Source organism: Paraburkholderia sediminicola (assembly GCF_046027825.1).
GTDB classification, from domain to species: Bacteria; Pseudomonadota; Gammaproteobacteria; order Burkholderiales; family Burkholderiaceae; genus Paraburkholderia; species Paraburkholderia sediminicola_D.
In genome coordinates this window covers 11655-29678 of the sequence record NZ_JAQQDU010000103.1, presented here as the reverse complement: position 1 = coordinate 29678, position 18024 = coordinate 11655, and the positions used below count along the sequence as shown (strand labels likewise).

Annotated in this window: 15 protein-coding genes; 6 read left to right on the top strand and 9 right to left on the bottom strand. The window is 63.1% G+C overall.

Going from position 1 to position 18024, the window contains the following annotated elements; all coding sequences use genetic code 11:
* Positions 1-41: 41 nt before the first annotated feature.
* On the bottom strand, positions 42-704 hold the full coding sequence (locus tag PQQ96_RS35320) for a HugZ family pyridoxamine 5'-phosphate oxidase (protein WP_408301081.1): 663 nt from the start codon (positions 702-704) through the stop codon (positions 42-44).
* 124 nt (positions 705-828) lie between these two features.
* Between PQQ96_RS35320 and PQQ96_RS35315 the strand changes: the two genes are divergently transcribed.
* Together PQQ96_RS35315 and PQQ96_RS35310 are read left to right on the top strand one after the other, a co-directional pair.
* Positions 829-2040 carry an MFS transporter gene (locus tag PQQ96_RS35315; RefSeq protein WP_408301079.1) on the top strand — a complete coding sequence of 404 codons (1212 nt, stop codon included), beginning with the start codon at positions 829-831 and terminating at the stop codon, positions 2038-2040.
* Positions 2041-2298: 258 nt separating this feature from the next.
* Positions 2299-3951 (top strand): collagen-like triple helix repeat-containing protein, encoded by a 1653-nt coding sequence (locus PQQ96_RS35310; RefSeq protein WP_408301077.1) that lies wholly within the window; start codon positions 2299-2301, stop codon positions 3949-3951.
* 129 nt (positions 3952-4080) lie between these two features.
* On the opposite strand, the gene PQQ96_RS35305 is transcribed toward PQQ96_RS35310, so the two are convergent.
* The 3 genes from PQQ96_RS35305 to PQQ96_RS35295 form a co-directional block, all read right to left on the bottom strand.
* On the bottom strand, positions 4081-5097 hold the full coding sequence (locus tag PQQ96_RS35305) for a cupin-like domain-containing protein (RefSeq protein ID WP_408301075.1): 1017 nt from the start codon (positions 5095-5097) through the stop codon (positions 4081-4083).
* Positions 5098-5238: 141 nt separating this feature from the next.
* Positions 5239-6384, bottom strand: a complete 1146-nt coding sequence (locus tag PQQ96_RS35300) for a branched-chain amino acid ABC transporter substrate-binding protein (RefSeq protein ID WP_408301073.1) — start codon at positions 6382-6384, stop codon at positions 5239-5241.
* 433 nt (positions 6385-6817) lie between these two features.
* Positions 6818-7921: an NAD(P)H-dependent flavin oxidoreductase gene (locus PQQ96_RS35295; RefSeq protein ID WP_408301071.1), complete on the bottom strand. Its 1104-nt coding sequence runs from the start codon at positions 7919-7921 to the stop codon at positions 6818-6820.
* Between the two features lie 273 nt (positions 7922-8194).
* On the opposite strand from PQQ96_RS35295, the gene PQQ96_RS35290 reads away from it, so the two are divergent.
* A complete protein-coding gene (locus PQQ96_RS35290; RefSeq protein ID WP_408301069.1) occupies positions 8195-8893 on the top strand; it encodes a dienelactone hydrolase family protein in 699 nt (232 codons plus the stop codon).
* A gap of 219 nt (positions 8894-9112) precedes the next feature.
* Complete coding sequence (locus PQQ96_RS35285; RefSeq protein ID WP_408301068.1) at positions 9113-10633, top strand: amidase; 1521 nt, start codon at positions 9113-9115, stop codon at positions 10631-10633.
* Positions 10634-10637: 4 nt separating this feature from the next.
* Here PQQ96_RS35285 and PQQ96_RS35280 read toward each other — a convergent pair whose 3' ends face one another.
* The 4 genes from PQQ96_RS35280 to PQQ96_RS35265 all read right to left on the bottom strand — a co-directional run bounded on the left by PQQ96_RS35280 (position 10638) and on the right by PQQ96_RS35265 (position 15227).
* A complete protein-coding gene (locus PQQ96_RS35280; RefSeq protein WP_408301067.1) occupies positions 10638-11930 on the bottom strand; it encodes an MFS transporter in 1293 nt (430 codons plus the stop codon).
* A 264-nt stretch (positions 11931-12194) separates the two neighbouring features.
* On the bottom strand, positions 12195-12506 hold the full coding sequence (locus PQQ96_RS35275; protein ID WP_408301066.1) for a high-potential iron-sulfur protein: 312 nt from the start codon (positions 12504-12506) through the stop codon (positions 12195-12197).
* 200 nt (positions 12507-12706) lie between these two features.
* Positions 12707-13813 (bottom strand): NAD(P)/FAD-dependent oxidoreductase, encoded by a 1107-nt coding sequence (locus PQQ96_RS35270; RefSeq protein ID WP_408301064.1) that lies wholly within the window; start codon positions 13811-13813, stop codon positions 12707-12709.
* Between the two features lie 436 nt (positions 13814-14249).
* Positions 14250-15227 carry an AAA family ATPase gene (locus PQQ96_RS35265; RefSeq protein ID WP_408301062.1) on the bottom strand — a complete coding sequence of 326 codons (978 nt, stop codon included), beginning with the start codon at positions 15225-15227 and terminating at the stop codon, positions 14250-14252.
* A gap of 267 nt (positions 15228-15494) precedes the next feature.
* Here PQQ96_RS35265 and PQQ96_RS35260 point away from each other — a divergent pair, with 267 nt between their 5' ends.
* Together PQQ96_RS35260 and PQQ96_RS35255 are read left to right on the top strand one after the other, a co-directional pair.
* Positions 15495-15998: a hypothetical protein gene (locus PQQ96_RS35260; protein WP_408301061.1), complete on the top strand. Its 504-nt coding sequence runs from the start codon at positions 15495-15497 to the stop codon at positions 15996-15998.
* Between the two features lie 93 nt (positions 15999-16091).
* Positions 16092-16889, top strand: coding sequence for an endonuclease/exonuclease/phosphatase family protein (locus PQQ96_RS35255; protein ID WP_074285700.1), 798 nt, complete (start codon positions 16092-16094; stop codon positions 16887-16889).
* Position 16890: 1 nt separating this feature from the next.
* Here the strand turns inward: PQQ96_RS35255 and PQQ96_RS35250 are convergent, their stop codons facing one another.
* Positions 16891-17871 carry an aldose 1-epimerase gene (locus PQQ96_RS35250; protein ID WP_408301088.1) on the bottom strand — a complete coding sequence of 327 codons (981 nt, stop codon included), beginning with the start codon at positions 17869-17871 and terminating at the stop codon, positions 16891-16893.
* Between the last annotated feature and the right edge of the window lie 153 nt (positions 17872-18024).

The window sequence follows — 18024 nt, the reverse complement described above, 5'->3', positions numbered from 1 at the left end:
TTATTACGGCATGAGTGTTTTCCCGAAACAGCAATCAGAACTTAATTAGCGTGGCGCTGGATGCAATCTTCGAGCGCCGCATGCAAGGTTTCGGTATTGAGTTTGGCGTCGTCGAAGACGAAACGGATGCGCGTATCTTCCCGCTTCAGATCGGCGCCATATCGATCGACGCCGAGCAATTGAAGTCCCCCGGCACCCGAGGAATGACCGGCGAAGTGCGTGATCAGCGCATTTTCTTCATCAAAGCCGAGTGGCGGCAGTGGATCGAGTTCGGCGCCGCCGAGCCAGCCCATCGCGCCGAAGCCGCCGATGTAGCGCAGCCGTTCGAGCCTCATTGCCCAGAACGTGAAATCGCCGAGCACCAGGTAGCGTTCCGCCTCCGGGTGATAGCGCAAATAGCGCTGCACGACTTCGGGCGTCGGGTCGAGCGGTTCGAACATGCCGAGCAAGGTCACGCGCTGGCCGCTGAGCACGTCGCCGTCGGGTGCGTCGACGACAAGAAAGCCGGCGCGCGGGTCGGCGTGCAGGTTGTGCGTATGCTCGGCGAGCCGGCTCACGAGGATCGTCGGGCGATGCTGTGGGTCCGGTGCGAACGGCAGCACCGAAGGATAAGGAAAACCTTCCGGCTGACGCGCATGGGTAGCGAGCGTACCGATAGCGGCGCTATGCAGCAGATGCAGGGGAGCATGAGCGGGAATGTTCAAGTGCGCGTTCCTCAATGAATGAGCGTTGGATCGATCCGCTCCAAGCATAAGACAGCGCGCTTCGTTAGAATCGGAAATTCGCTTTCAACGCGCTTTCTTGCGCGTGCCCCTCCACGAGATTTCAGTGTCCAACCGCTCCCCCGAATTCGCCGCCCTCCCCGCTGCTCATCGCGATCTCTCCGACACCGCACGGCAGCGCGCCCGTATCGCCACGATGGCGGTGTTCTTCATCGCCGGCATGATGTACGCGTCGTGGGGGGTGCATGTGCCGACCGTGCGCGACCGCTTCCATCTGAATGCGGCGATGCTCTCGTTCGCGCTACTGGCCGTGGCCGGCGGCTCGATCGGCGCAATGGCGGCGAATGCGTCGTGGATCGCACGGGTCGGCACGCGCCGCGCCTGCCTGACGGGCGGTCTCGTGATGACGGCGTGTGGGGCGCTGATTCTGATCGTGCCGGCTTACTGGATGTTGCTGCTCGTGCTGGCGATCTTCGGCGCGGGCATGGCCACGCTCGACGTCGCGATGAACGCGGAAGCCAGCGCTGTCGAGAAGGCGCTCGGCAAGTCGATCATGTCGTCGCTGCACGGCATGTTCAGCGTCGGCGGGATGTTCGGCGCGGCGGTAGGCGGCGCCTTGTTGGCGCGCGGCATGGCGCCGGCTGTGCATCTCGCGCTGGCTGCGGCAGCCAGCGCGCTGGTGCTGATCGCGGCCTGCCCTTCGGTGCTGCCGCACGTGGGGCACGCCGACCATCCCGACGCCGCCACACCGCGCGCCAACCGCTGGCGCTCGCCGGCCTTGTGGGCGCTCGGCGCGATGGCGTTGGTCGCGCTGATCGCCGAAGGCGCGATGTACGACTGGGCCACCGTCTACATGCGCGACGTCGTGCTGTCCACGCCGGCCCTCGCGAGCGCGGCCTACGCGGCGTTTTCGGGCGGCATGGCAGCGGCGCGTTTCGCCGGCGACGCCGTGCGCGTCCGCTTCGGTGCACCACAACTGGTGATGGCGAGCGCGTCGCTCGCCTGCGCGGGGATGGTCGGTGCGCTGCTGCTGCCGAACCCGGTCGCCGCTCTTATCGGCTTCACGCTGATGGGTCTCGGGCTCGCGAACATGATGCCCGTGCTGTTCGCGGCGGCAGCGAGCGTAAAAGGCATTCACGCTGCCGAAGGACTCGCGCACGTGGCCGGGCTGGCGTACTTCGGGCTGCTGCTCGGGCCGGTGATCATCGGCGCGGTGACGCAGATGAGCAGCTTGCCGATTGGTTTGTCCGTGGTGGCCGTGTGTTCGGCGCTAATCGCGATCGCGGGTCCGAAGGTGCTGCGGCGTTTGAAGATCTGACGCAGACGCGCGCTGCCGCTGCATCGGCGAATGTCACGTCATATGAACAACCACAACCTTACGTTACGTTACGCGAGGCCTGCGCGCTGATGTGTTCCCCGCCACACTGGTAGCACCAACACGCTCCCCGACTCCCCCCAATACCCGCAACCTGTTGATTTATATAAACCTAATTTTCGAACCGGCCATTCAAACAGAAATGGCATAGGCCTTGCAGTTAGCTCCCCAGGCAGTATCCAAATTACGGGGGAGCAGACCATGAATTGCAATTTCAAACTGTCGGCGATCGCCATGTGCGTGACGTCGATGATCGTACTGACCGGATGCGGAAGCACGGCAATCAGACCGAATATCGCAAGCGGAGTGGGGACTGGTTCCGGCAGCGGTTCGGGTTCAGGCTCGGGTTCCGGTTCGGGAAGCGGAACGCCTACGCCTACGCCTACGCCTACGCCTACGCCTACGCCTACGCCTACGCCTACGCCTACGCCTACGCCCACGCCCACACCAACGCCGACACCTACACCCACGCCGACGCCGACGCCGACGCCCACGCCCACGCCCACGCCTACGCCGACTCCGACGCCAACCAGCGCCAATCCAGTCGGCGTCGTCGTCCAGAACACCGGCAATGTGATTGGCGCGACCGGCCAGACCGTCTCCGCGATCGGCAGCCAGATCGGCCTCACGCCGGTTCCCGGTGCGAATCCGGCGACCACCACCGCGCTCGGCAACGCCGTCTCGAACCTCGGCGCAGGCGTCACTGCGGTCGGCGCAGGCGCGGCGAACGGCCTCGGTCAGCTCGGCAATTCCGCCGACCCGCTCGGCACGACGCTGGCGAGCAGCGGCAGCCTGGTTTATGACGCAGGCCAGGCCGTCAATAGCGCCGGCCAACTCGTGACAAGTCTCGGCAGCGGTCCGACCGCGCCGCTCAGCCCGCTGACCACGCCGCTCGGCAGCACCGTCTCGACGCTCGGCAATGCAGTCAGTAGCCTTGGCACGCAACTGGGCTCGCAGCTGACGAACGGCCCGATCCAGCAAGTCACGCAAACGGTCAGCACCGCGATCACGCCGATCACAGCCACGCTCGCGCAAACGACCCAAACCGTCGGCGATACGACCGGTCTCGGTGCACCGCTGAACGGTCTGCTGTCGACCATCGGTCATGGCCTCGACAGCGCCGGCAGCCAGCTCAGCGGCGCGACCAACAACGCGATCGAGCAGAACCTCGGCAATGTCGTGACCAAGCTCGGCGACACCGTCACCTCGGCCGGCGGCCTGCTGACCGCGGGTGGCTCGAGCAGTAGCAACCCGCTCGGCGGCCTCACCGGCATCCTGAATCCGGGCGGCAGCGGCGGTTCTACGGGCAATCCGCTGGCTCCGTTGACCAGCATTCTCACCGCGTTGCCCGGCACTTTGAGCGGTGGCCTTACCGGTGGCAGCGGCTCGGGTAGTCCGCTGGCGCCCCTGACCAGCGTCCTCAGCACGGTCACCGGCAGTCTCGGTGGCGTCGGCGGCAGCTCGGGCAGTCCGCTGGCACCGCTGACCAGCGTCCTCAGCACAGTGACCGGCAGCCTCGGTGGCCTCTCCGGCGGCTCCGGCGGCTCGGGCAGCCCGCTGGCACCGCTGACCGGCGTGCTGAACTCAGTGACCGGCGCATTGGGTGGCGCGACGGGTAGCAGCGGCAACCCGCTGGCACCGGTGACGGGCGTGGTGTCGTCGCTGACAGGTGCGCTCGGGTCGGCTGCGGGTTCAGGTTCAGGCGGCACCAGCGGGACCAGCAACCCGCTTGCGCCGATCACAGGTCTACTGGGCACCATCACCGGCGCATTGACCGGTACGGCGGGTTCGACAGGCGGCACTACGGGCGGCGGCTTGCTCGGCGGTCTGGGCGGCCTGGTGCCGAAGAAGTGACGAATACGAATAACGACGGCAAATAACGGCGCGGCAAAACAAGCGTCGAAGGGAGGCGGCGAGCCGGGTCAACCGGCTCGCCGTTTTTTTATCGCCGCAATCCACAACGCCAGCGCATCCGCCGGTACATCACAATTCGTGATACGTCACGTAATCACGCGAGAAGTCGTTACGTTGCAGAAAATTGGTGAACGTCATGGTCACCGATGCATCGAGTCCTTCCACGTAATGCCACCAGCCAATCGGCAGAAACAGCAATTCGCCGGGTCCGAGTGTGCATTCCATCAAATGCGCATGACGCATCGACGGGAAGCGTTCGTAATCGATCGCACCGCCGTCCACCTCCGAAAAACAATGCAGCGTGTTCGCCATATGCGGCGTATCGGACAACGGAACCAGCTTGATCTGTTTGCGGCCGATCACCTGTGCCATGAAGTTATTGGTCAGATCATGGTGAAACGGCGTCTTCGTTCCAGCCGGTCCCATCCAGAAAAAACCGGTATCGGGCGATCCGGCATCGAGATATTCGCCAATAGCCGGCACATCGGACCATAACGCCGCGAGTGCCGCGCGATTGTGCGACGTGTTATTGGCCGTCATGTAGAAGTCGTTAGTCGGGCCGCTGCGCTCGACCAGATCGACATAATCGGCAAAGCGCGTCATGCGCTTGAGCTTCGGCTGATTGACTTCATAATTCGCATCCGACTCGCGGCCGAACTGCACTTCGACTTCGCAATCGCCGCAACGCTCGCGAAAGTAGTCGAAATTCCACTGCGTGCGCGCCGGCCAGAAATCGAAAGCGCCGGTGATGATGACCGGCCGGTTCTGAAAGTAGTACTGCTCAAAGAATTCGTCACGCGATAAGCGCTCGCGCCTTTCAATCACACCGCTTCCGGCGCGCATGCGATTGAGCGTGCCGTACACCGACAAGATCCATTCGCGCTTTCGCAAACGATTGCGCAACCGCACCGCGCCCTCAAAGTAAGGACTCGCGAGCGCGGTCTCGATTTCGCGCACCGCTTCGGCAGGGTCGAAACCATGTCCGACCAGCGCTCCATGCACGGCGGGCGGCGGTGCGTCGAGTAGCAGGTTTTCGGCAATCCAGCGTCGCCAGCCGTTATCGATTGAACGGATCACAGTGGTCACGGCATTCTCCCCAACAACGTTCTCAAACCCGCCAGCCTGACACGCAGGCGCCCAAAAGAAAAGGCACGCGAGCCATGCGGCGCGCGTGCCTTCCAATTACTTGATCGAAGACAAACAAAGCTGTCTTCGGTCAGGCGGCTCTTACATCTTCACTACGTCGAGCAGCGTCTTCTTGCCTGCCTTGTAGTCGTACAGCGAGATCACGCCGTGTTGAAGGTCGCCCTTCGAGTCGAACGTGGTTTCGCCGATCACACCCTTGTAGTCGGTCGCCGGCATTGCTGCCAGGATCTTCGCCGGATCGGTCGAGTTCGCGCGCTTCATAGCGTCGACGATGATGTACACAGCGTCATACGTGAACGGAGCGTAGATCTGGATCGGCTGACCGAAACGCTTCTGATACTTGGCAAGGAACGCTGCACCGCCAGCCATCTTCTCGAGCGCCATACCGGCTTCCGAGCAGACGATGTTGTCGGTTGCGTCGCCAGCCAGGTCCGACAGCTTGTCGGTACACACGCCGTCACCTGCCAGCACCTTCGCGCGCAGGCCGAGTTGCTTGGCTTGCTTGGCGAACGGGCCGCCGGTGGCGTCCATGCCGCCGTACATGATCGCGTCCGGGTTTTCGCCCTTGATCTTCGTCAGAATTGCGCGGAAGTCGACAGCCTTGTCGTTAGTCGCGTCATGCGACATCACGTTCATGCCGAGCGACTTGGCGGTCTTCTCGAATTCGTTGGCGAGACCCTGGCCATAAGCGGTCGAGTCGTCGACGATTGCGACGCTCTTCATCTTCATGGTCTTGGATGCGTAGTTAGCCAGTGCCGGGCCTTGTTGCGCATCGGTTGCCACGACGCGGTACGTCGTCTTGAAACCTTGTTGCGTGTAGGCCGGGTTCGTTGCCGACGGCGAGATCTGCACGATGCCTGCATCGCTATAGATCTTCGAAGCCGGGATCGACGTACCCGAGTTCAAGTGACCAACCACTGCAACGACCTTGTCGTCCACCAGCTTCTGCGCGACTTGCGTAGCCGTACGCGGGTCAGCTGCGTCGTCTTGTGCGTCGAGTTGCAGCGTGATCTTCTGGCCGCCGATCGTCAGGCCCTTGGCATTGATTTCTTCAACTGCCAGGCGCGCGCCGTTTTCGTTGTCTTTACCCAGGTGAGCGATACCGCCGGTCAACGGCGCAACGTGGCCGATCTTGACGACCTCGTCCGCTACCGCACCGGTTGCCAACGACGCAAACAACATGGCCGCAGCGCTGATCGGCAACAGCTTTTGAATCTTGATGTTCATATAAGTCTCCAGTTTCGGTCCCAAAAACAACGTAATCGCCCTGTGCCCCCGCTTCCCTACACGTGTCGCTCAGTCCCGTGGACGACCACGCCGGTTGCATCGTTCATGCACTTGGCCAGCACGTTCGCGAACCTGTTTGTGGCAGGCGGCAAACCGTACTTGCGCGCAAGTGTAGGCCATCAAATTAAATTGTGGGACTTTTTTGAGGAAGTGGGATGAACACTAATAGCGTTTATCCAACAGAGGCCGATTCCGGCTGGATAGACAGGCTGGAAAGCACCAGCCCATGCGGGTTTCCGCCAGGTGAGCATTTCGTCTAACAGCGCAGGCTAAAGCTTTTAGCGTGTTAAACCGTTAATGGTTCGAATAGGCTTTGTGCTTAAAAACGAGGCGCGCCGCACGTTACTGCGAGACGCGCCTGAGTCAGGCTGAATCAACGTTTGAGCGCGGCGATCTGTGCTGCCGCAGCCTGCCATTCCTGCTCGAGTTGCCCGACCAACTCCGCTGCGCCGAGGCCTTCTCGACGCTTGCGGCCAAGCGGCGCGCCCTGGCCTGACCATAGAGACAGATAGTCGCCGTTCTCCGCGTGGCTCGCGGTTTGACGCAGTTCCTGGGTCAAGGCGTTTTGCACCGGATAAGGCGCGACCTGATGCGCCGATTCGCTCAAGCGTTGCATCAACGGATTGCGTATGCCGCGCGCATGACGGCCGGTGATCGCGCGCGTTACGGAGGTCGATGTGTCCGACATCGAACGCACTCGGGTTTTCCATGCCTGCGGTATCGCGCTTTCCAGACAGGTGAGGAACGCTGTGCCCATTACCGCGGCTTGCGCGCCGAGCGCGAGCGCCGCGACGATGCCGCGCCCGTCCATGATGCCGCCGGCGGCCAGCACCGGCAGGCCGGTCGCGTCGACGAGTTGCGGCACGAGCGCCATTGTGCCGACCAGCGCGTCCTCGAATGCACCGATGAACGTGCCGCGATGCGCGCCCGCCTCCGCGCCTTGCGCGGCGATGGCATCGGCGCCCGCGTCGCGCCAGGCGACACCCTCGGCAACATGCGTCGCGGTGCCTATTACATAGAGGCCGTTTGCATGCAGACGGGCGACGTCGGCGGCAGAGAGCACTCCGAACGTGAAGCTCGCCACCGGCACGCGCAGTTCAATCAGCGTTTCCAGTTGCGCGCGGAAATCCGGCGCATAGCGTGCGAGCGGCTGCCCCGGCGGCAAACCGAGGTCGGCGCGCAACGGGTCGATTGCTTCGAGCGCGCGGCGCACGGTGGCTTCGTCCGGCGCGGCCGGCTCCAGGACGAACAGATTCACGCCGAAGGGGCGATCCGTCAGCGCGCGAATCGCCGCGACTTCACTCGCGATCTTCTCGGGCGACAGCGCTGCCGCCGCCAGAAAGCCGAGGCCGCCGGCATTCGATACCGCAGCAACCAGCGCCGGCGTCGTTGCGCCGCCGGCCATCGGCGCCTGCACAACCGGCACCCGCAACTCGAAACGCGCCGCGAACGGCGTCACAAAACTGCTTTCGTTCATGATCGATTCCCTTTCCGACAAGGCGGTCGCAGCATCGACGATGCCAATACTTTGGACTGTACCGAGCCCTGCGCGTGCCGAAAAATGAATTATCGAGAATGTTTCAATCGTCTTACGAGATTATCGCCGCGCGGCGGAGTCGTCAGCCGTGCGTGGCCTCGCTGCAAGGCGTTTCTTTTGATGGCAAACTGACCGCCCGCTTCAGGCATTCAGGCCTCTGGCATTCATTCGGACCGACCCCGCGCATCAACACACGGGGCAATGGAGAGCAACATGAGCACGACTTCCCGCTGGATCGACATTCCCGCCGGCAACGACAGTTTCGGCGGCTATCTGGCGCTGCCCAAAGGCGGCAAGGGACCGGCCGTCATCATCATTCAGGAAATCTTCGGCGTGAACAGCCATATCCGCTCGATCGCGGATCAGTATGCGCAAGACGGCTACGTCGCGCTCGCACCGGACGTGTTCTGGCGCGTGCAGCCGCGCGTCGAATTGACGTATGACGGCGCGGATCGCACGAAAGGTATCGAGTTGATGCAAAAGACCAACGTCGACCTGGCGGTGGCCGATATCGGCGCAGCGGCCGCGGCACTGCGCGCGATGCCGGAAGTGACCGGCAAGGTTGCAGCGATCGGTTTCTGTTTCGGCGGTCAGCTCGCGTATCTGGCTGCCGCGCAAGGTACGCTCGACGGCGCGGTTGCGTACTACGGTGGCGGCATTCAGAACAAGCTCGATCAGGCCGCGAAGATCAAGGTGCCGATGCAATTCCACTACGGCGAACTCGACGCGCATATTCCGCTGTCGGCCGTCGGCCAGATTCAGGAGCGCTTCGCCGGCCGCACTGATGCGGAATTCAACATCTATCCGAACGCCGATCACGGCTTCAACTGCTCGGACCGCGCGTCGTATAACCAGCACGCCTCGGCGCTGGCGCATGGACGCACGCTGACCTTCCTCGGTGAGCGGCTGTAACTCGCGGTTGTAGCGCACAGCTGTAACGCACGGCGTCAACCGGCGCCTGTAACTCGCCCCTCTACCTGGGTTACTCTCTCAAAGACGGCGCGCCATCGGCGCGTCGTCTTCTTCCATGCGTATCGATGAACGGTGGACGACGCGACGTCCGCCCAAGCCGTTCATCATGCGCATAGGCAACCAGCAGATCCAACACTCGATAGCGAGGGCCCCTCCGTCGTGCAATCAGACTATCTCGCCCATGACGCCATCGGCCTCGCCGAACTGGTTCGAAGCCGCGAAGTAAGCGCGCGCGAGTTGCTGGACATCGCGATCTCCCGCACCGAGGCCGTTAATCCCGCGATCAACGCGATTGTCCTGAAGGACTACGACGCAGCGCGTCAGCGTGCCTCGCGTGATGATGCAAGCAGAGCCAATGGCGCGAACCAGCCGGATGGTGGAACCGCGCAAGCAGCGCTCGCGGGCGTGCCCTATCTGATCAAGGATCTGGGCGCAGCGGTCGCCGGGTTGCGCATGGCGATGGGCAGCCGTCACTATCGCCACTTCATTCCGACCCAGGACGCACCGGTCGTCGCGCTCGCGAAAGCGGCCGGCCTCAATATCTTCGCCAAGACCAGCACCTCCGAACTCGGTCAGATGCCTTATACGGAGCCCGAATTGTTCGGCGCGTGCCGCAATCCGTGGAATCTCGATTACACACCCGGCGGCTCAAGCGGCGGGGCGGCCGCGGCGGTCGCCGCGGGCATCGTGCCGCTCGCGCACGCGTCGGATGGCGGCGGCTCGATCCGCATTCCCGCTTCATGCTGCGGACTCTTCGGCCTCAAGCCTTCCCGCGGACGTGTACCGCGCGCGACGCCGACCGCCGCGGCCGGCGAGCTCGGCATCGATCATGCGGTATCGCGCAGCGTGCGCGACAGCGCGTTGCTGCTCGACCTGCTGGCAGGCAACGCGGACCGGCCGACCGGCGCGCCGGGCACGTTCCTCGGTGCAAGCCGCGAGCCGTGCAAGCCGTTGAACATTGCCTACGTCACCGATTCGATGCTGGCGTTCTCGCTCTCCGCCGACTCGCGCGCAGCACTCGAAGACGCTGCGCAACTCGCCAGTTCGCTAGGCCATAACATCGAGCCGGTTTCGCTCGGCATTGATTTCGCGGCAGTTCGCCATGCGTTCCTGATGCTCTGGTCGGTGACGGCGGAAGAAATGGTGCTGCACGCCGATCGCGTGACCGGCCGCAAACCGCTGCGCGACGAATTCGAAATCTCGACGTGGGCCATGGCGCACGTCGGCCGCAAACTCGGCGAGCGTGGCCTGCCAGCCGCACTCGAAGAACAGCGCCGCATTACCGAACGTCTCACCGATTTGCTGAACCGCTACGACGTGCTCCTGTGCGCGACGCTCGCCGGCTCACCGATCAAGATCGGCGAAATGCAGCCGACGTCCGCGGAGCGCATGCAGATGCGCGCCGTCACGGCTATGCCACTCGAAGCCCTGATAAAGAAGATGCTGACCGAAGCGTCGAACAAGGCGTTCGCCTGGGCGGGATGCACGGAGCTGTTCAATCTGAGCGGACAACCGGCCATGTCGGTGCCGCTCTACTGGAACGCGCGCGGGCTGCCTGTCGGCGTGCAGTTCGCCACGCGTAACGGCGATGAAGCCACGCTGTTGCGACTCGCCGCGCAACTCGAAGCGGCGCGGCCGTGGTTCGACAAGCGGCCGCCGTTAATCCAGGCGCGCAGCTAGACGCTCAAGCCGGTTTGCGCTGTGCATCGAGATCCGCATGGCGCTTGCCGGGGATGCAGGCCACCGCCACGATCGACAGTGCCAGTCCGCCCATCACGTAGTAAGTCGGCGCGAGCGGCGAACCTGTGGTGTTGATAAGCCACGTCACAACGAAAGGCCCGAAGCCGCCGAACAGCATCACCGCGACGTTGTACGCGAGCGATAAACCAATCGAGCGCACGTTCGCCGGGAACAGTTCGGCGATCAACGCGCCGAACGGTCCGTAGTATCCAGACAGCGTGATCGACAGAAGCGCCTGCACGAGAATCAGTTTCGATACGCTCGGCTCCGCCGCGAGCCACGCGAACAGCGGGTAGATGATCACGAGCGTCACGATCAGCGACCACAGCGAAAGCCCCTTACGTCCGATCCTGTCCGACCATGCGCCCGTCAGCGGCGAGAGCACGGTCAACAGCAGATTGCCGACGATCACGGCGTAAAAAGATTGCGCATAAGGCAGCTTCAGTTGCTTGACCGCGAAGGTCGGCAGATAGCTGATCAGCACGTAGATCGTCACGGTGAGCGCGATCACCGCGCCGAGTCCGCACAGCACGTCGCGGCTATGGCTCTTGAATACTTCGCCGAGCGTCGCGCGTCGCGCCGTTTTTTGCGCAAGCAGAAAGGCTTCCGAATCGGAGAGATGGCGGCGGATGTAAAAGCCGATCGGCCCGATGATCAAGCCCAGGATGAACGGTACGCGCCAGCCCCATGACTTCAACGCTTCAGGCGAGAGGCCGTGCGTGATCAACGCGCCAACCACAGCGCCGAGCAGGAGCGCCGCCGCCTGACTCCCCATCTGCCAACTGCCGTAGAAGCCGCGCTTCGAAAACGGCGCCGCTTCGATCAGCAAGGCAGTGGAACTGCCGAATTCACCGCCGACGGAGAAGCCCTGCAGCAAACGCCCGAGCACGATCATCAAAGGCGCGCCGATGCCGATCGCCGAATACGGTGGGGCAATCGCCAGCAGCAGAATGCCAAGCGTCATCAGCGCGATGACGAGCGACAGCGCCGCCTTGCGTCCCGCACGATCCGCGTAAAGTCCCAGTACGATGCTGCCGATCGGCCGCATGACAAATGCGACACCGAAGGTTGCGGTGGTCAGCAGCATCGACGAATAGTCGTTGCCTGCCGGAAAGAACAATTGTGCGATCACCACCGTGAGGAAACCGAACACGGTGAAGTCGTACCATTCGAGCGCATTACCGATCACAGCCGCCACGACTGCGCGCGTGTTGAGGCTCCTTGACGCTGGTGCCATTCGAGTCTCCAGCCTGCGAAAAATGTCGCGTGGTAAGGCGTCTCAGCGTAGATGTGCGTTAGCGCGTCTCAGGGTGACTGAGCAAAAACAGCGCCGACTGCAGCAATCGCATGGAGTGTAAAGAGCGCGCAGGCTGTTTTCAAGCAACAAAAAGGCGTCTGTCGCGCAGGGCGGCAGACGCCTCGATGATCGGACCGCAGTCCGGCGCCGCGATGTTGCGGCGCATTTGCCGCACCACTGAGCGTGTGCGCGGCTGGAACGTAATCAGGCCTTCTTGTTATATGCGCTGCACCAACCCTTGCTCGCGACCTGCTTGCCCGCGAACATCGGGCAGCCGGCGTAGGCGTCGGTCGGCTTGCCTTGATAGAAGCTGCAGTTGCCGCAGTCCTGGCCCGCTACGTACTTCGCGAACTTGGCCTTGTCGACTTTGCTCGCGTCGGCTTTGTAGCCGAGTGCCTGGGCGGTCGGATCGGTCTCGGCGACCTTCGGTGCGTCGGCGAAAGCCTGGCGCGACAGGGCAAAGGTCGATGCCACACCAATGCTGGTGATCAAAAACGTACGACGGGAAGATTTCATGGGGGACTCACTCCATTTATATTGAACTGATCGCCGTTCTAGTGACAGCGGTCCCCAAGGATAGCAATGAAGCCGCCGCGCGTGACGGCTCAAATGATAGAGATAAGCGAATTGGTACGACGCCGCGCTCGAATATCGCGCGCGGCATGCCGGTTGATCGCGTGGCGTAAGCGCCCGGGTGAAAACCCGGGGTGCGACAATTAGGCGCGCCCGCTCAGTTCGCAGACGCGCTGCGCAATCGCCAGCGAGGCAGTCAGGCCGGGCGACTCGATGCCGAACAGATTGACGAGCCCGCGCACGCCATGCGCGGCCGGCCCCTGGATCACGAAGTCGGCGGCGGGCTCGCCTGGGCCGGAAAGCTTCGGACGAATCCCCGCATACGCGGGCTGCAGCGCATCGTCGGGAAGCGCGGGCCAGTAAGCGCGAATCGCCGCGTAAAAGGACTCCGCACGATGCGGGTCGACGTCGTAATTGATCGCATCGACCCATTCGACGTCGGGCCCGAAGCGCGCCTGGCCGCCGAGATCGATCGTCAGATGCACGCCGAGGCCGGCTTCGTTCGGCATTGGATAGATCAGGCGGCTGAACGGTGCACGCCCCGAGATGCTGAAGTAGTTGCCGCGCGCGAGGTAGAGCGGCGGCACATGGCGCGCGTCGAGGCCGCGAATCGTGCGCGCCAGCGCGTTCGCCTGCAAGCCGGCGCTGTTGATCACACAGGCGGCGCTGATCGTGGTTGGCGCGCTGCCGCCCACCTTGATGATGAATCGGCCGTTGCTCGCTTCGATCGCCTCGACTGGCGCATGGAACGCACACACCGCACCGTCGCGCTCGGCGTCGCCCTGAATCGCCAGCATCAACTGGTGACTATCGACGATGCCTGTTTGCGGCGAGAACACGGCCTCCACACATTCGAGCGCGGGCTCGAGCGCTTGCGCCTGGTCGCCGTTGATCCGCATCAGGTCGAGCACGCCGTTGTCACGGCCCTTCGCCATGATGCTTTCGAGCTGAGGAATCTGATTGCGCGAGGTGGCAACCAGCAGTTTGCCGCAGCGCGAATGCGGCACGTTGTGCTCGACGCAGTAGTCGTAGAGCATCTCGCGGCCGCGCACACAGAGCGCCGCTTTCTGCGAGCCGCGTGGATAGTAGATCCCCGCGTGAATCACCTCGCTATTGCGCGAGCTGGTGCCCACGCCGATTGCTTCGGCCGCTTCCAGCACGATCACCTCGCGCCCGCGCGCCGCCAGTGCTCGCGCCACCGCGAGACCGATCACGCCTGCGCCGATCACTACACATTCGATTTGATCCATGTCCCTTGACGCGGCTGACCTCGCCGCGCGCTGCCTCGTTCACCCGATAACCATGAAGACAGGGTACGGCTATCGAGAACCGTACACCGCTCGCTGTCGAACGTACCTGGCCTGACGCAACCGCTTTGCAAAATTGTACGACGCTGCACAGACAGAAATGCCCGCAGTCGGATGACTGCGGGCATTCGGTCTTGAGCATGTCTAAAACGTATGGGCCGGACAAGATTAGTGTACGCCGTCGACGCTCGCCACGCTCGATCTTCGCGGGCACGGCGCGGTCTGGTGCCATGCCGTGACGCGTGGTGACGTGCGATCGCAACTCATAATTAGCAACAATTGTCGCAGCATTCATTGTGTTTCCTGCATGGACACCCGATTCGCGACCATAAAAAAACCGCCCGAAGGCGGTTTTCATGCAAAAAAATGGCAAAAACCCTCAAAAACCGATCGGTTTCCGGCGATTTCCGTAATCCAGGCGGATGTCGCCGGCTTCGATCCGATCCCGCCCATCGATGCGCGCCGCGCCGAAGCCATTCAGAATCGCGCGCCGCATTTCACGGGGCGATGCCAGCTTCAGCGCATCGAGCGCCGCGTCGCCGAGCGTTTCGGGAAAGCGCAGACCCCAGTTATGTGCCGAGCGAATCTCGTCGTAGATCGATTGGGCGATACGGCGTGCGCCGTCACGATCCGGCGGCGGAATCTCGTACACGTTCATCCGGTTCAGGATGGGCTCCGGGATCGAGCGCTCGTCGTTCGCCGTCGCGATCCAGATCACGTGGCCGGCGTTGATCGGAATCTCGGCGAATTCATCGATAAAGGTCTGCGCCGTGTCGTGCTCAAGCAACGCATAAAGCGCGCCGAGCGGATCGTATTGCGAATCGCCGGTGGCCTTGTCGATTTCGTCGACGGCGATCACGGGGTTCGCGTAGCTGCCGTTCACGAGCGCATCGAACACCTTGCCCGGCTTCGCGTTCTTCCACTGCGACGAGGCGCCCGACAGAATCCACCCCGCCGTCAGCGAACTCATCGCGACGTATTGATAGGCGGTGCCGAGCAGGCGCGCCAACTGCTTGGCAAAGTGCGTCTTACCGATACCGGGGTCGCCGAGCAACAGAATCGGCATCAGTTCGAGCCGGTCTTCGGTCTCGAGACACAAGGCGACCTGCTTGCGGATGTCGTCGAGCGGCGCTGAAAAGTTGGGCAGCGCATCGATCAGATCATCGATCGAGGGCATCCGGTTCGGCTTGACGCAGAAGCGCAGATTGCCGGTTTTCAGCATCTTTTCGTAAGTGGCGCGCAGCGCCTCGTTCGCACCTTCGCCGAGATCGTTCAGCGCGTGCTCGACCTGATCGAGGTCGTACACCCGGCTGAAAGACGCTACGGCGATTTCCTGTTTGACCATTGCTGTTGTCATGATTCACCCCGTCTCACTGGCCCTGCTGCTGCGGCGCCTGGTGGGCGCCGTTTCAAGTCCAGTGTAACGAGGCCATATTCGCGTGCAAGCCAGCAGTCGTGCGGCTCTGCTGCTAACAACGGCTTGTTTTCAGCAACGGCCGCCCCATCTGAAATGCAGCATTGCTGAACCCGGCCCCGGTTGGCATGTCAGAAAAACGTTCCGCCCATCAGGCGTAAGATGGGCTTCTGACTACTCGGCCGGACGCAGTGACCGGAAAATCCTTCTATGTGGAAAACCAGTATCGCGGCCGTGCTTGCCGCAGCGCTGTTCGGCACTTCGTTGCTTGCGAACGCGCAAGGATCGACCCAGCAGGTCGTGCAATGGCAGTTGCAGGTCGTGCGCGACGGCCAACAGATCGATTCTTTCGACGGCACCACCACCGTCGGCCAGGCGCGCACCGACACGCATCACAAGATGGTGCAGCATAACGTCGGCTGTAAAGACCAGCCCGGCGGCAGCATCGATCTGGCGCGCACGCTGACAGTCTCGCCGCTGCAGGCGGATGCGAATTCGGTCACGCTGTCGATCGACGCCCAGGAAACATTCGAGGAAGACACCGCGCAGCAAACCGATACCGGCTGCAAGCTGCCGCCGCAACCGCGTCAGGTAAGCGCGAGCCATCCCGGCCTGAAGGTGCCGGCCGGCCAGTGGACCAGTTGGACAATCGTCGACAAGGATCCGAACCTGGTCTACCGGGTGCGTGCGAGTCTTGCGAACAGCCCGAGTTAGCACACCCTCGCGGATCAATGCGAACGGCGGTTGCGAACTGCACGAACTCAGGCGAATAACCGAAGCCTCAACAGAACACGTGGACAACGCGGTATGCGAAACCCAGAAGAATTGATCCGCGAGAGCGTCGCGCCCAAGGATTTCATTGCGGTGAGCTGGAATCTGCACAAAGGTCGCACACCGCTCGGTTTTCAGGCCTGGCAGGCAATGCAGCGCTGGGTTCAGTCGACCCACGCGGACGCGTATTTTTTACAGGAAGCGATGGCGCGGCGCATGCCCTCGCCGATCCTGGCAAGTAGTTTCGGCTCACCGCTCGCCGATCCGTTGAGCGATGTCTGGCACTGTCAGGCCACCGAGATCGCACGCGCGGCCGAACTCGAAATCGCGCTGGGGCCGAACGTGTTCAAGCCGTCGTGGCGGCATGGCAATGCGATTCTGTCGCCGCATCCGCTCGATCTCGGTGGGCGCTGGGATATCTCCGCGCATCGCTTCGAAAAGCGCGGGTTGCTGGTGGCGCGGGCTACCTTTGGCGGTCATTCAGTCACGCTGCTGTGCGCGCATCTTGCGCTCACGCGCGCGGCGCGCTTGCGGCAGATGAACTGGATCGCGCACTGGATCGCGAAGGAAGCGCCGGAAGGTCCGCTGGTGCTGGCGGGCGACTTCAACGACTGGCGCAACGACTCGGTGCCGCTCTTCGCCGAACACGGCTTGCAGGAAGTGGCGACACTGCTCGGCGAATCGGGCCGCACGTTCCCCGCCTTCTCGCCGGCGCTCGCGCTCGACAAGATGTTCGTGCGCGGCATGCAGCCGATCGAATGGATCCAGCCGACACAGGAAACTGCGTGGCTGTCAGATCACTTGCCGTATATGGCGCGGTTGCGAGTGGATTGAACTAGCCTCTTCGCGGCGTCCACTCCAGCGTCGCGGCGATCTCCTCGCCCGGCTGCAACACGCAGCCGCCCACCTGCTCCTGCATGCCGGCCGCGTTGAAGCAATCGGTGGTGTTCGTCACCGGTTCCACGCACAGTTGCGCGTCGTTGGCTGGCGCGAATACCACCATATGATCGAAGGGCGCATCGGCGGTCATCGTCAGTTGACGGTGTTCGTCGGGCCATGCGATCGTCGCCTCGCGCGACCAGTTTGCGAAGTTGTTGTCGAGCGCGAACGCGTCCGGCGACATGCCGTCGCGCAGCGCCTCGATCGCGGGATGCGGGCCAAGATGCGTGGGCAGCACGTCGGCATCGGCGTGCCACATGGCTTGCACGTGCGCGTAGACGCGAGTCTGCGCGGTGCGCGGATAGTACGGGTGATGGCCCATGCCGAAGGGCATCGGCCGGTCGCCCAGGTTCCGGGCAGACAACGTGATGCGCAACGCGCCGCCGATCAACGCGATGCGTTGCTGCGCGCGATAGCGAAACGGCCAGTCGCCGGGCTGCTGCGAATCCGGTTCGTGTTCGAAGTGCAATTCCACTGAGCTTTCCGTGCGCGTCCCCACCTGCCACGGATGCCGCCACGCATTGCCGTGCAGCGCGTGCGCAAAACGCAAATCATTGCCGCTCAGATCGACAATGTCGCCCTCGAACAGGAAGCGCGCGTCGCGAATCCGGTTGCAGTAGGGAAAGAGCGGGAAGCTCGCCATGCGCAGCGGATCGCGTTCATCGAAGGCCGTCTGCGTGGCCGGCCGCAGCCAGTGCAACGGACCTTCCGGCGTCGACTCGTAGTAAGCCGCCAGCGCGCCGCCGACTTCAGGCGCGATCACCACTCGCATGGCGCCTGCCACCAGCGTGACAAGCGCCGGTGCGATCGCGGGGTCGTCGAGCCACGTGAGCTCGGTTGCGAACGGCCGGACCGGATTCAAGGAAACGTCGCGCATGGTCAGAAAAGGCGGGGGCTCAGGCGGATGGCGGCATGAACGCGCATCGATGTCTCCTATGACATGCCGCGCACAGCGCGCGGACGGCGAACCGTCAGGGTCCGCGCGACCGAGAATCGCACGCCAAAGCAGATCGGTCAATATTATTAGTAA